The sequence below is a fragment of the Arthrobacter sp. T572 genome (genome assembly GCF_056780115.1).
This window is the reverse complement of the sequence record NZ_JBRAZQ010000002.1, coordinates 1,283,251-1,295,871: the sequence shown is the minus strand read 5'-3', so window position 1 is coordinate 1,295,871 and position 12,621 is coordinate 1,283,251. Positions and strand designations below refer to the sequence as shown.

11 protein-coding genes and 1 tRNA gene are annotated in these 12,621 nt (G+C 65.2%); 1 reads left to right on the top strand and 11 read right to left on the bottom strand.

The window, feature by feature from the left end:
* Nucleotides 1-394 precede the first annotated feature (394 nt).
* The gene (locus tag ACUYMZ_RS07210; RefSeq protein WP_481602585.1) at nt 395-1,237 is read left to right on the top strand and encodes a phosphotransferase family protein; all 843 of its coding nucleotides are present in this window, start codon (nt 395-397) and stop codon (nt 1,235-1,237) included.
* Between the two features lie 67 nt (nt 1,238-1,304).
* Here the strand turns inward: ACUYMZ_RS07210 and ACUYMZ_RS07205 are convergent, their stop codons facing one another.
* From ACUYMZ_RS07205 to ACUYMZ_RS07155, 11 genes are all read right to left on the bottom strand, one after another.
* A complete protein-coding gene (locus ACUYMZ_RS07205) occupies nt 1,305-2,660 on the bottom strand; it encodes an ABC transporter substrate-binding protein (RefSeq protein ID WP_426006466.1) in 1,356 nt (451 codons plus the stop codon).
* Between the two features lie 223 nt (nt 2,661-2,883).
* Nucleotides 2,884-2,957: transfer RNA gene (locus ACUYMZ_RS07200), tRNA-Leu, on the bottom strand.
* Nucleotides 2,958-2,978: 21 nt separating this feature from the next.
* Nucleotides 2,979-3,899: an N-acetyltransferase gene (locus ACUYMZ_RS07195; protein WP_481602584.1), complete on the bottom strand. Its 921-nt coding sequence runs from the start codon at nt 3,897-3,899 to the stop codon at nt 2,979-2,981.
* Between the two features lie 94 nt (nt 3,900-3,993).
* A complete protein-coding gene (locus tag ACUYMZ_RS07190; RefSeq protein ID WP_426006464.1) occupies nt 3,994-5,448 on the bottom strand; it encodes an NAD(P)/FAD-dependent oxidoreductase in 1,455 nt (484 codons plus the stop codon).
* A gap of 38 nt (nt 5,449-5,486) precedes the next feature.
* Nucleotides 5,487-6,869, bottom strand: coding sequence for a S8 family serine peptidase (locus tag ACUYMZ_RS07185; protein WP_481602583.1), 1,383 nt, complete (start codon nt 6,867-6,869; stop codon nt 5,487-5,489).
* Nucleotides 6,866-7,822 (bottom strand): Ppx/GppA phosphatase family protein, encoded by a 957-nt coding sequence (locus tag ACUYMZ_RS07180; protein WP_481602582.1) that lies wholly within the window; start codon nt 7,820-7,822, stop codon nt 6,866-6,868. The genes ACUYMZ_RS07185 and ACUYMZ_RS07180 overlap by 4 nt, the downstream gene beginning before the upstream one ends.
* Entirely contained in the window at nt 7,819-8,499 is a 681-nt protein-coding gene (locus ACUYMZ_RS07175; protein ID WP_481605834.1) for a DUF501 domain-containing protein, read from the bottom strand. Before ACUYMZ_RS07175 ends, ACUYMZ_RS07180 begins: the two co-directional genes overlap by 4 nt.
* A 68-nt stretch (nt 8,500-8,567) precedes the next feature.
* Entirely contained in the window at nt 8,568-9,230 is a 663-nt protein-coding gene (locus ACUYMZ_RS07170; RefSeq protein WP_481602581.1) for an FtsB family cell division protein, read from the bottom strand.
* Between the two features lie 167 nt (nt 9,231-9,397).
* Nucleotides 9,398-10,678: a phosphopyruvate hydratase gene (gene eno, locus ACUYMZ_RS07165; RefSeq protein WP_426006459.1), complete on the bottom strand. Its 1,281-nt coding sequence runs from the start codon at nt 10,676-10,678 to the stop codon at nt 9,398-9,400.
* A gap of 116 nt (nt 10,679-10,794) precedes the next feature.
* Nucleotides 10,795-11,472 (bottom strand): MazG nucleotide pyrophosphohydrolase domain-containing protein, encoded by a 678-nt coding sequence (locus tag ACUYMZ_RS07160; protein WP_481602580.1) that lies wholly within the window; start codon nt 11,470-11,472, stop codon nt 10,795-10,797.
* Nucleotides 11,450-12,592, bottom strand: coding sequence for an adenosine deaminase (locus ACUYMZ_RS07155; RefSeq protein ID WP_481602579.1), 1,143 nt, complete (start codon nt 12,590-12,592; stop codon nt 11,450-11,452). Before ACUYMZ_RS07155 ends, ACUYMZ_RS07160 begins: the two co-directional genes overlap by 23 nt.
* Between the last annotated feature and the right edge of the window lie 29 nt (nt 12,593-12,621).

Genomic DNA, 12,621 nt, shown 5'->3' with positions numbered 1-12,621 from the left:
GCAAACCCAGACCCCGTACCGCCACCACCCACTTCGAGCCCACACAGCCCCCCAAAGCCCCGAAAACCCGGCGTGTCCACCCTGAGAAGCCCCAAAGCAGGTGGCAGCCGCACACCCACCTCCCACAAGCGCAAACCCACGACGACGGCACTCACCCACGCGCCGCCGTCGAACCTCCCGCTCCGGATGACACCGCAAACCCAGACCCCCGTACCGCCACCACCTACTTCGAGCCCACACAGCCCCCCCAAAGCCCCGAAAACCCGGCGTGTCCACCCTGAGAAGCCCCAAAGCAGGTGGCAGCCGCACACCCACCCGCCCGTCGTGCCCCGCCCACAGCACGCAAAGCAGGCTGGCAACGCGGATCGCCCCGCAGGCATGGCATTCTGGGTTGGTGATTGAGTCGATCAGCGAGAGGCAACACAGCCTGCTCGTCGCGTGGTTGGGCAGCTTTACCGTGGTGGGCGACTACTCGTGGCCACTGCAAGACACCACGGTGCTGCACGTGGAAAGCATGGATGGACGCAAGTTCATCGTCAAGGCCAGCCGAACCAGCCACCATATCCGCCGTGAGATCGCCGCCTATGCCAGGGGCATGGACGGGCTGGAGGGGAAAGTTCCCACACTTCTGTTCTCTGCGCCGGAAGAGGGCTTGCTCGTTACCCAATACCTTGAGGGAACGCTGGTTGCCGGCAGTCCTGCTGAAAGCTCCCCGGACGTATATCGCCAAGCCGGGGCAGTTCTGGCACGGCTTCATCGTCCGGCTGGTATGTCGCGGAGTTACATGCGGTCATTAAGCGCCCGGACCAATGCCCTGATCGATAAGGCGAGGGATGTGCTGCCGCAGTCCATGGTGAGCCACCTGATCAAGGAGGTCTCCGCCGTCGAGCTTTGCCCGGTTGCGCTGGTGACGTCCCATGGTGACTACCAGCCAAGGAACTGGCTTTGCGACGCCGGCGAGGTGAAAGTCATCGATTTCGGCCGCGCAGACCTGCGCCCTTGGGTGCATGATCTGGTCCGGCTGAGTCACCAGCAGTTCCTTACGGCCCCTGACCTCGCGGACGCGTTCCACGAAGGCTTCGGACAGACCATGTCCAGCCCGGAGGAGCATGCCGTGTGGCGGCTCGAAAACCTGGACCAAGCGGTGGGTACGGTGGTGTGGGCACATGGAATTGGAGACCACGGCTTCGCACAACAGGGTGTGGAAATGGTTGAGAGAGTGCTCACGGAGTCCTAAAGAAACAGGCCCCCTTCCACCGGAGTGGAAGGGGGCCTGTTGGTCAGCGGGCGGAGGGAGTTGCGGCTTAGAGCTTGCCGAACTCTTCCCGGACCGGCTTGTAGGTGTTGTCATCCTGGTACTCATAGATACCGATGTACGCCTCGGTCGGGTCACCGGCGTCGGAGAACGTCACCGGGCCGGACTGGCCGTCGTAGTCGATGTCCTTGCCCTCGCGGAGCAGCTTGACGCAGGAGCCGAAGTCGGAGCACTTCTCGCCGCCCTCGGAGACTTCCTTGAGCTTGGCCGCAATGTCCGGACCCTTGGTGCTCTTGGCGGCCTCGGACGCCAGGGCAATGAGGTTCACGGCGTCATACGACTCGCCTGCGTAGGAGTAGTCCTTCAGGGCGGGATCGATGGCGAGCAGCTTCTGCTTGAAGGCATCCTTGGCGAAGGTGCCGGGGATGGTTCCCTGTGCGCCCTTCAAGGTGCCGGCCTGGAAGTCCTTGCTGTAGTCGGAGGTGTTGCCGTCAACCAGGAACAGCTGCGTGGGCTTGATGCCCTTGCCGGTGATCAGCGGAACAATGCTCTTGGCCTGGTCGAAGGTGATCAGGGCGATGGCATCCGGCTTGGCCGCGAGGACCTTGTCCACCTGGCTGCTGAACTGCGAGTCGCCTTCGTTGAAGAGTTCTTCTGCAACGACCTTGCCACCGGCTGCCTCGAAGGCTTCCTTGACGTTCTTCTGCAGGCCGGTGCCATAAGCGTCGTTGAGGACGATCATGCCAACGGTCTGGGCGCCACAGGTGGCCATGTAGTTGCCGAGCACCTTGCCCTGGAGGACGTCGGAGGGAGCCGTACGCCAGTACAGGCCCTTGTCATCCCAGGTGGTGAAGTCGGGCGAGGTGTTCGCAGGCGAGAACTGGATGACGCCGGCACCGGTGATCTGGTTGATGACCGTCTTGGAGACACCCGAAGATGCTGCGCCGATCACAGCACTCACGCCCTGGCCAAGGAGGGCCGTGGTGGACTGTGTGGCGATGTCCGTCTTGGTGTCACCGGAGTCGCGGTGGACTACCGAGACCGGAGCGCCCAGGACACCACCGGCGTCGTTGACTTCCTTGATGCCCAGGTTCACACCGGCAATTTCAGGTGGCCCGAGGAACGCCAGCGACCCCGTTGTCGGCAGGAGCGAACCAATCTTGAGCGGCGTGTCAGTGGTGGTAGTCGAGGGAGGCACAGGTCCCGTGTTGGAGGCAGCCTGGCTGTTGCCGGCTCCCGCCCCGCCGCTCGGTGCCGGGCAGGAGATCCCTGCCGCCGCGGCGGATGAAGACCCAGTCGTGGTCGGCGTCGAAGACCCACCACAAGCTGTGGCCAGAAGAGCGACCCCAATGCCAAGCGCGGTTAGCTTGGCGGCTCGGGGCGCCGCTGGGGAAAGATCAAACATTCGTTGTCTCCTCGATCGAAAGGTGCGAACTGCCTTTGATGCGATTTACTCAGGTGTTCCTGATTAAGACTCAAACTAATGCAATTGACTGGCGAAAATAAGTGATTCAGGTCACATCCCTATAACACTCGTTGCCTGTGGGGAATCTACACGAAAGCTGGGAGTCTGCCCACAGTGCAAAAACGCAGAAGGAGGGAAAGTTCAGAACTTTCCCTCCCGGCAGTGCCCCAGGTGGGACTCGAACCCACAACACGCGGATTTTAAGTCCGATGCCTCTGCCAATTGGGCTACTGGGGCGCCCGGACCATGGTATCCCAGCTAGAGGCGTTCAAACGGCGGCGCGTAGCGGAAGGTGCCTTGGACGCCATCGGGCCATCCCGGCAGCGTTAGCAGTTGAAAGTGGTCGCCCCACACCTCCTCGGGAGGCGCTACCCCGGCACTGGTCGCCGGAATGTAGCCGAATTTCGGGTAATAGGCGGTACTGCCAAGGAGGGCTATGCCCGGTTCCCCCGCGGCAGCGGCCCGCGCGTGCGTTTCGCGCATCAACGCCGAGCCGATCCCGCAGCGCTGCAACGTCGGCTCCACGCCGATAGGGCCCAGGGCCAAGAGTTCAAGGCCGTCCACCCACCCGCGCGTGCTGATCACGTGGCCCACAATGTCGCCGCCCATCTCGGCCACGATGCTGAACCCGGGCAAGTACTCCGCACAGTCGAACAGTTCCTGCAGCAGCCCCACTTCGACGGGTATGCCGTCCACCGGGGCGCCGGTCACCGGGGATATCGAGAACGCCCGGGACGTTAAGGCGAGGATCGCCGGCCGGTCCTCGGGCCGCTCGTTGCGCAGAACGATGCCACGCGAGAGCAGCCGCAGCACTTCAAGGGCCCGGTCCGCGTCAGCCGACGGCACCAGCAAGTGGTCGTGGTGGAAGCCGGCCAGGACGTTGCAGCTGATCCCGGCGTGCGTCAGCGCTGCGCTGACGGCCGCAGTGAGGCCCACGGCTTCCAAAGCCGAATGGATCTGCAGCGTGATCCAGGAAGCAACAAAGTCGTAGGCCAGGCCCAGCCGGTCCGCCTCCCCGCGATGCAGGACCACGGTCAGCCCTTCCGCCTCGCGGACAGCGGCTTCGATCTCCCCCTCCAAGGGCTTGCCGTGCGGCCACAACGCGTACACATAATCTCCCTCCCGGAGGGAAGGATGCATGGACTGGAGCAGCGTGGTGAGGTCGGTTTCGCCGGGCATGGGAACAGTCTAGGGGCCGTCCGGGCGGCCGGTCTGCGGTTAAACGTCGACGGCGGCCACCCACCTGAAGTGGGCGGCCGCCGTCGGGCGTTTGCTACTTGGCGTCAGCCGTCACCGGGGTCTTCTCCTCGGCGGGCTTCTCCGGAGCCGGGGCCGGCGCGGGAGCGGCGGCCGGCTTGGGGGCCGGGGTGGCTGCGGCAACGAATGCACCGCGCGGGTTGTCCAGGTCCATCAGCTGCGTGGTGTCGCGGCCTGCGAAGAAGGACAGGATCCAGCCGAAGATCACGCGGAACTTGCGCTCAACGGTAGGCATGGCCATGCCGTGGTAACCACGGTGTGCCAGCCATGCGAGGCCGCCCTTGAGGCCGATGCGGCCCAGGAGGTTGATGTTGGCAACGCCCTTCCACTCGCCGAAGCCGGCCACAGCGCCAAGGTTCTTGTGCTTGTAGTCGTGCAGCGGCTTGTCCCAGCGGGAAGCCCAAAGGTTCTTGGCGAGCTTCTTGGCCTGGCGCAGCGCGTGCTGTGCGTTGGGAACGCAGGTGCCGTCGGGCAGGCCCTTGCCCGTCAGGTCCGGGACGGCGGCGATGTCGCCGGCGGCCCAGGCGTTCTCGATAATGCCCTCGTCACCGGCGATGCGGAGGTCCGGCAGGACGCGGACGCGGCCACGGGGCTCCAACGGGAAGTCCGTGGAACGGATCATCGGGTTGGCCTGAACGCCTGCAGCCCACACGAGGGTGTCGGCTTCGACCTCGCCTGCGGAAGTCTTGTCCGGCAGGTTGATGAGCTTGAGCGTGCCATCGGCGCTGTCCAGCGAGGTGTTGAGCAGAACCTCGATACCGCGGCTGCGGAGGTGCTCGACGACCCATTCAGCCTGCGGTGCCGTGACCTCGGGCATGATGCGGCCCATGGCTTCGACCAGGACGAAACGGACTTCTTCCTGGCGGATGCGCGGGTTGTTGCGCACTGCCGCGCGGGCGAGGTCTTCCATTTCGGTGAGGCACTCGATGCCGGCAAAACCGCCACCGACCACCACGAAGGTGAGGGCCTTGGCGCGTTCGGCGGGATCGGTCATGGTGGAAGCGGCTTCAATGCGCTCCAGGAGCTTGTTGCGCAATGCAACGGCTTCCTCAATGGTCTTCAGGCCAATGCCCTTGTCCGCCAGGCCCTTGATGGGGAACGTGCGGGTGATGGCACCTGCGGCAATAACGACGTCGAAGTACGGAACCTCGAACGGGGCGCCGCCATCGGAGGGGGCAACCACTGCCGTGCGGTTGGCGTGGTCGATGCTGGTGACGCGGCCCTGGATGAGCTCAGTCTGCTTGAGGTGCTTGCGGTGGGACACGACGGCGTGGCGTGCCTCGATGTTGCCACCGGCCACCTCGGGGAGGAACGGCTGGTAGGTCATGTAGGGCAGCGGATCGACGACGGTGACGATGCCACCTGCGTTCGCGATCTTCTTCTGCAGTTTGAGGGCTACGTACAGGCCGACGTAGCCGCCGCCTACGACGAGAACCCGCGGACGGTCAATGAGCTCTGGGGTGGTTGCCATGACACCAGAGTACAGTACTTTGTGAAAATCTTCACTAACTACGGTTTGGCGGGCGGATCCACTGCCTCCATCACGCCGGTGTCGGCCTCCTCGGCCTGCGCCGGGGCACTGCGGGCTACGCGCCGCAGCTGGATGGCGGCACCTGCGATGATCAGGACAAACAATGCCCCAAAGCCCAGCACCACCGCGGCAGGCAGGGCATCATCCACCTGCGCCGGTGTCCTGGCGACGGGCACCGTGGGATCGGCCAACGTGGGTGCTGCGCTGGTGGGGCTGGCGACGGGAGCCTGCGACGGAGTGCTGAAGTCGCCGCGGCGGTGCACTCGGATCCAGTCCGCAATGGACCCCAAGGGGTTGGCGGCAGCAGCCGGCACATCATCCTTCAGCGCGGCCTCGGCATTGAGGATCCCGTAGCCATAAATCGGATCCTTCCCCGGGGCCCCGGCATCCTTGGCCGTGCTGACGATCCTGTTGATGACCTGCCTGGCACTCATCTCCGGCCACTTGGACCGGATCAGGGCAGCTACGCCGGAAACGATCGGAGCAGCTCCCGAGGTGCCGGCCCATTCGGCGTAGCCGCCGCCGGGCATGCCGCCCACGAGGTTCTCAGCAGGTGCAGCCACGCCGATGCTGATGCCCTGGGACGAGGAATCGATGCTGGCCTTGCCCTCGCCGTCCAGCCCTGCCACCGTCAGGACGCCGGGAATCGTGGCAGGAGCACCCACCTGGACGTTGCCTCCCACGCGGTTTCCGGCCGCCGCCACTATGACCACGTCCTTCTGTTCGGCGTAGAGGAACGCGGCGTCCCAGCTCTGCGGCCAGTCCGGGGAAGTGCTGCCCAGTGAGATGTTGATGACCTTGGCACCGTTGTCCACGGCCCAGCGGACAGCGTCCGGAATCTGCTCCTGGTCCGTCTTGCCGCCGGGATTGGGCGAGCCAAGCCACGTGGAGACCGCGAGGATCTGGGCCTCAGGGGCAACCCCCACCATGCCGTCCGGCCCGCCGGCAGGTGCCGGGGCAGGAGGAACAGCCGAGGGCGAGGCTGACGGTGAGGCGGTGGGCGTGGCATGACCCCTGCCCGCCAGCATGGTGGCTACCAGGGTGCCGTGCTCCGGTTTGGCGCCGATACTCTTCTGGCCGTTGGAAGCTCCCGCGCCGGAGGCATCCGCTCCCCCGGTGACAACTCCGCGCAGGTCAGGGTGGTTGCCGTCCACGCCGCTGTCGATGACAGCCACTTTCACGCCCGCTCCCTTGGAGACTTCCCAGGCTGCGGTGATACCGGACTCCTTCAGCCAGTACTCTTTGTCCCGCCAGGCATCCGCGGCAGCAGGTGGCGCCGCATAGAGGGACCCTGCCAGTGCGCCACCGGCCAGCAGGACCGACATGGCAGCGGAAAAGGAGCGTCGACGCGTCAACGTCATGCAGAATCCCGGATGCTCAAGGCTATGCCGTCAAGGATGTCATGCTCACTGGAGACGGCTCCGTTGACGGAGCCTTTGCTGACATCCGACAGGCGCTGCAGGATACGGCGCCACACCAGGGCTCCGGCTCCAATGACGTCCACGCGTCCGGGGTGCATGTAGGGCAAAACGGCGCGCTCGGCCCGCGTCATCTCCAGGAGGCTGGTGGCGGCATCGCTGATGGTTTCCAGGTCCAGGCGGGCACCGTGGATGCGGTGGGGCTGGTATTCCGTCAGGCCCAGTGCATGGGCCGTAATGGTGGTGACTGAACCCGCCACACCCACCACAACAGAGGCGCGGTCCAGCGGAACGGCAAGGGCCGCCTCGACAAGGGCGGCGTCGACGTCGGCCTCTGCTGCGGCGATCTGCGCAGCAGTGGGGGGATCGTTGCGCAAGTGGCGTTCGGTGAGCCGGACGCAGCCGATGTCCACGGACCGGGCAGCGATCACCCCGTTGGCATCACCCAGGACGAACTCGGTGCTGCCACCGCCAAGGTCAACCACCAGCACGGCGTCCTCACCCTGGACCGGCAGCACGCTGCTGGCGCCTGCGAAGGACAAGGCGGCTTCCTCGTCACCGGAAATGACTTCCGGCTCCACGCCCAGGAGGTCGCCGATACCGTCGACAAATACCTGGCGGTTTCGGGCGTCCCGGGTTGCCGAGGTCGCCACGAACCGGACCTCGCCGGCACCGTGGTGGTTGATCAGCGCGGCGTAGTCCTTGGCAGCGGCAAAAGTACGTTCCAAGGCATCGGGAGCAAGCTCGCCGGTGGCGTCCACACCTTGGCCAAGCCGGACCACGCGCATTTCCCGGACCACGTCCGTGAGCGGCGGTGCGCCGGTGTCCCCGGCGACGTCGGCGATCAGCAATCGGATGGAGTTGGTTCCGCAGTCAATCGCTGCAACCCTGCTCATGCATCATCCCCCGGTTCAACGTCCTGAAGCTTGGTTTTCCGGACCGGCGCAGGGCGGCCCACGATGTCCGGCAGGCCTTGCGGACCGTGGCGGCTCAGGTCCCTGGACGGAGCTTCGCCGGCCGTTTCCCAGGCACCATCGCAGTAGCAGCGGTCCTTGGTCCACCACTCCGCGATGGCTTCCAATGCTTCATCGCCGAGCGGGTTGACCCCCGGCCCCGCAGCCAGGGAATGCCCCACCAAGACGTGGAGACACTTCACGCGCGTGGGCATCCCACCTGCGGAAATACCGTCGATCTCCGGGACGGAACCGGTTCCCGAGCGCCCGGCAATGTCGTTGCGGGCCTGGAGGTAGGCCTCATGAGCCGCACGGTAGGCCCCGGCCAGTTCCGTATCCTCTGTGAGCCGTTGGTTCATCTCGTTCATCAGCCCGCCGGCCTCCAGCCGGGACACCGCGGAGGTGATGACGGGGTGGGTCAGGTAGAACGTGGTGGGGAACGGCGTGCCGTTGCTGAGCCTCGGTGCGGTGGCGGCCACCAGCGGGTTGCCGCAAACGCAGCGGGCCGGAATTTCGACGACGTCACGCACCGGCCTGCCCAACTGGCGGCTGAGGACGTCGAGGTCATGTGCTGACGGCTGCCGGGATTCCTGCGGCACTGCTGCCGTGTTCTCTTCCACGAGCGCTGCCAACCTTCCTGCCCTTGTTGCCGTGTCCCATGCGGACACGACGGCGGCGGGCACCGCGTCTAGTCTGTCGCCGATCGTCTGATGGACTCCCACAACGCATCAACCCATGGCAGGTTCGCCGGGTTGGCAGATGATCCGGAGCCGGTGCGGCCACCCGGGGTACCGGCGGCTTCTTCCCCGCCAAATACCCAGTAGCCCGTTTCACCCGGCATAACCATGTTAATGCGGTCGCGGGCCTGTTGTTTCACGTAGTTGGGGTCCTGCCATCGTGACAGCTGCTTGTTGAGCTCGGCCTGCTCGGCTTTGCGGCCCGCAATCTCGGCTTCCAGCGCCGAAATTTCTGCCCGTTTTTCCAAGAAGATACGCACCGTTGGCGCCAGCATGATGGTGATCGCAATCATCACCACTGCCAGCGCGAGCATCCTGCCGGAGAAGGCCTTGGCAGGTACGGGATCGTTGTCCTTGACCTCTGACGGTTCGGGTTTCCCGGGCTGTGCGGAGGATTTGGCGGCAGGCTTTGCCGGTTTACCGGACGCAGCTGCGGCCGGGGGTGCCGTGGGACTTCCTGTCCCGGTACGGGCGCCGCCGAACTCGGCCTTGATGACGTCTCCACCGCCGGCATCACTCTTGGCAGGGGTGGCCGCCGTGCCGGACGGCCGGTCCTTTCGGGAGGACCCTCCAAGGGCGTCGGCCCTGGGGACCTTTGGACGACGGGTAGCCATGACACTCCTGTAATGCCCGGTGCTTGCCTGGCGGTTGTGCGCTTGCCCTGCGCCTTGCGTGGACTTTTGGTCCGGCTCAGCCCGCGGTTCTGCAGGCAAGCGTTAAACGGAACCGGTGGCTATGGTCATTTCCACCATAGCCACCGGTCAGCTGTTTTCGCGGAAGGCTAGCCCTTGAAACGCGGGAACGCGCTGCGGCCGGCGTAGCGTGCGGCGTCGTCGAGTTCTTCTTCGATGCGCAGCAGCTGGTTGTACTTGGCAACGCGCTCGGAGCGGGCCGGGGCACCGGTCTTGATCTGGCCGGCGTTGGTGGCAACGGCGATGTCGGCGATCGTGGTGTCCTCGGTTTCGCCGGAGCGGTGCGAGGTGATGGTGGTGTAGCCGGAACGCTGGGCCAGGGAAACGGCGTCGAGCGTCTCGGTCAGGGAACCGATCTGGTTGACCTTGACCAGCAGGGAGTTGGCCGTAGCGGCGTCGATGCCCTGCTGCAGGCGGACCGGGTTGGTGACGAAGAGGTCGTCACCCACCAGCTGGACCTTGTCGCCGATCGTGTCGGTGAGGGTCTTCCAACCTTCCCAGTCGTTCTCGTCCAGCGGGTCCTCGATGGAAACCAGCGGGTAGTCCTCTACGAGTCCGGCGTAGTAGGCGCTCATTTCGGCCGAGTTCAAGGACTTGCCTTCGAACTGGTAGGTGCCGTCCTTGTAGAACTCGGAGGAAGCGACATCCAGGGCCAGGGCAATGTCAGTGCCCGGGGTGTAGCCGGCGTTCTTGATGGCTTCCTGGATCAGGTCAAGGGCAGCGCGGTTGGAGGGCAGGTTCGGCGCGAAGCCGCCTTCGTCGCCCAGGCCGGTGGAGAGGCCCTTTTCCTTCAGGACGGACTTGAGGTTGTGGTAGACCTCAACACCCCAGCGCAGGCCTTCGGAGAAGGTTTCGGCGCCGATGGGGGCGATCATGAATTCCTGGATGTCCACGTCGGAGTCGGCGTGGGAACCACCGTTGAGGATGTTCATCAGCGGGACCGGCAGGACGTGGGCGTTCGGACCGCCCAGGTACTTGTAGAGCGGCAGGTCCGAGGATGCTGCAGCAGCGTTGGCAACGGCCAGGGAGACACCCAGGATGGCGTTCGCGCCCAGCTTGCCCTTGTTCGGGGTGCCGTCGAGGTCGATCATGGCCTGGTCGATGCTGCGCTGGTCCGTGGCGTCGAAGCCGATGAGGGCCGGCGAGATTTCGTCGATGACGGCGTCAACAGCCTTCTGGACACCCTTGCCGAGGTAGCGGCCCTTGTCACCGTCGCGAAGCTCAACAGCCTCGTGCTCACCGGTGGAGGCACCGGAGGGAACTGCTGCGCGGCCGATCTGGCCGTCGGAGAGCAGAACCTCAACTTCTACGGTCGGGTTTCCGCGGGAATCAAGGATCTCGCGGGCGTGGATGGCATCGATAAGCGCCATGGATGTGCTCCTTATGGGCGAATTACAGGAATGTGGAGGGAAATTCTCAACGTCCTCGTCGCTACTAGCGTAGTCGAGAGGGGGCCAGGTTACGGCACGGATTCACAAGACTAACGTCACGAAGCCGGGCCGGGAGGGTCCTGGAAAGCGCGTACGGCCTTGCGGAGGGCCCGTTCGGCATCGAGCCCCTGTTCCCGCGCGCCCGCCACGACGGCCAGCAGCAGCTCCCCCAGCGCCTCTTCCGAGGCCGGGATGAGAGGAACCACGACGCCGGCCGGGCGGCTTTGGGCGGCTACGGACAGGCCCGCGCGGGCAGCCCGGTCCAGTGACTTCTGCGCTGCCGCCAACGCCGGAAGGTGCGGCGGAATGCCCTCGAACGGATCGGCACGTTCCGGTTTCTCCGCGCGTTTGGCGGCGTCCCACTTGAGGATGATTTCCTCTACACTCGCCGGGAAACTCTCCTGCAGGGAACCGTCCGCTTTGAAGACGTGCCGGTTCCGCCGGACCATCTTGGCGTTGATGTCCCGTGCTACGTCCTCGAAGTCAAAGCTGCCCCGCTCCTCGGCGAGCCGGGCGTGAAGTACTACTTGAAGCAGCACATCGCCCAGCTCACCGCGAAGCTCATCATCAACAGCACCAGCCTCGATCGAGTCCACCACTTCATAGGCTTCCTCGATCAGGTACTCCACCAGGGACTCGTGGGTGAGCGCGCCCATCCACGGGCAGTGCTCCCGCAAGGCACTGATTGTTGTGATGAGCTGATCGATGCCGTCAGCCGAGGTTGGCGTAGGCATCGTTGATGTACTCGACCAGGGCCTCGCGCTCATCCAGCGGCAGGAACGCTGCTTCGGCCGCGTTCAGCGTCAGTTCCAGCAGGTCGTCGAGATCGTAGTCGAAGGTCTCCACCAGGAGTTCGAACTCATCCGCAAGGCTGACGCCGCTCATCAGGCGGTTGTCCGTGTTGATGGTGACCTTGAAACCCAGCTGGAAGAGCATGTCCAGGGGGTGGCTTTCGATGCCCTCGCCGAAAGTGGAGATTGCACCGGTCTGAAGGTTGGAGGACGGGCAGATCTCCAGGGCGATGCCGCGGTCGCGCACCCAGGCGGCCACGCCGCCGAGCGTCACCATGCCGACCGTGCCTTCGCCGTCGTCGGGCGCGTTGTCCTCAAACTCCACCGAGATGTCCTCGGCGATCCGAACCCCGTGGCCCAGACGCAGGGCACGGCCGTCCACCAGCGCCGACTGGATGCTGTCCAGCCCGGCGGCCTCACCGGCATGGACCGTGGCGGGGAAATTGTTCTCCGCCAGGTACGTGAACGCATCCTTGAAGCGCGAGGGCAGGAAGCCGTCTTCGGCTCCGGCGATATCGAAGCCCACAGCGCCCTTGGCCCGGTGGCGGACCGCGAGTTCGGCAATTTCCTGGCCGCGATCGGCATGGCGCATGGCGGTGATCAACTGACCCACCTGGATCTGCTGGCCGCGGGCTTCGGCAGCATCGACGCCGGCTTCCAGGCCGTCCTGCACCGCCTCCACGACCTCGTCCAGGGTCAGGCCCTTCTGCAGGTGCTGTTCAGGGGCCCACCGGACTTCGCCGTACACCACACCGTCCTCGGCGAGGTCCTCAACGAACTCCTTGGCAACCCGGAACAGACCGTCCTTGGTCTGCATCACGGCAATGGTGTGGTCGAACGTCTCGAGGTAGCGCACCAGGGAACCGGAGTCGGCGGACTCCCGGAACCATTCGCCCAGTGCCACGGGATCCGTGGAGGGCAGTGTGTGGCCTACAGCCTCGGCCAGCTCAATGATGGTGGCCGGGCGGAGCCCGCCGTCCAGGTGGTCGTGCAGGGAAACCTTGGGCAGGCTCTTCAGGTCGAAGTCGAGGGCAGGGGCAGCGTCAACAATGGGCTCAGTCACGTACCCCACTGTAGGGGGACGGCAGGGAG

Coding starts and splice junctions, on each gene's coding strand:
- ACUYMZ_RS07190 (WP_426006464.1), bottom strand. CDS start 5,448: ATGGCAACCACCCCAGAGCTCATTGACCGTCCGCGGGTTCTCGTCGTA.
- ACUYMZ_RS07160 (WP_481602580.1), bottom strand. CDS start 11,472: ATGCCTACGCCAACCTCGGCTGACGGCATCGATCAGCTCATCACAACA.
- ACUYMZ_RS07180 (WP_481602582.1), bottom strand. CDS start 7,822: ATGAGCAGGGTTGCAGCGATTGACTGCGGAACCAACTCCATCCGATTG.
- ACUYMZ_RS07170 (WP_481602581.1), bottom strand. CDS start 9,230: ATGGCTACCCGTCGTCCAAAGGTCCCCAGGGCCGACGCCCTTGGAGGG.
- eno (WP_426006459.1), bottom strand. CDS start 10,678: ATGGCGCTTATCGATGCCATCCACGCCCGCGAGATCCTTGATTCCCGC.
- ACUYMZ_RS07195 (WP_481602584.1), bottom strand. CDS start 3,899: ATGCCCGGCGAAACCGACCTCACCACGCTGCTCCAGTCCATGCATCCT.
- ACUYMZ_RS07205 (WP_426006466.1), bottom strand. CDS start 2,660: ATGTTTGATCTTTCCCCAGCGGCGCCCCGAGCCGCCAAGCTAACCGCG.
- ACUYMZ_RS07185 (WP_481602583.1), bottom strand. CDS start 6,869: ATGACGTTGACGCGTCGACGCTCCTTTTCCGCTGCCATGTCGGTCCTG.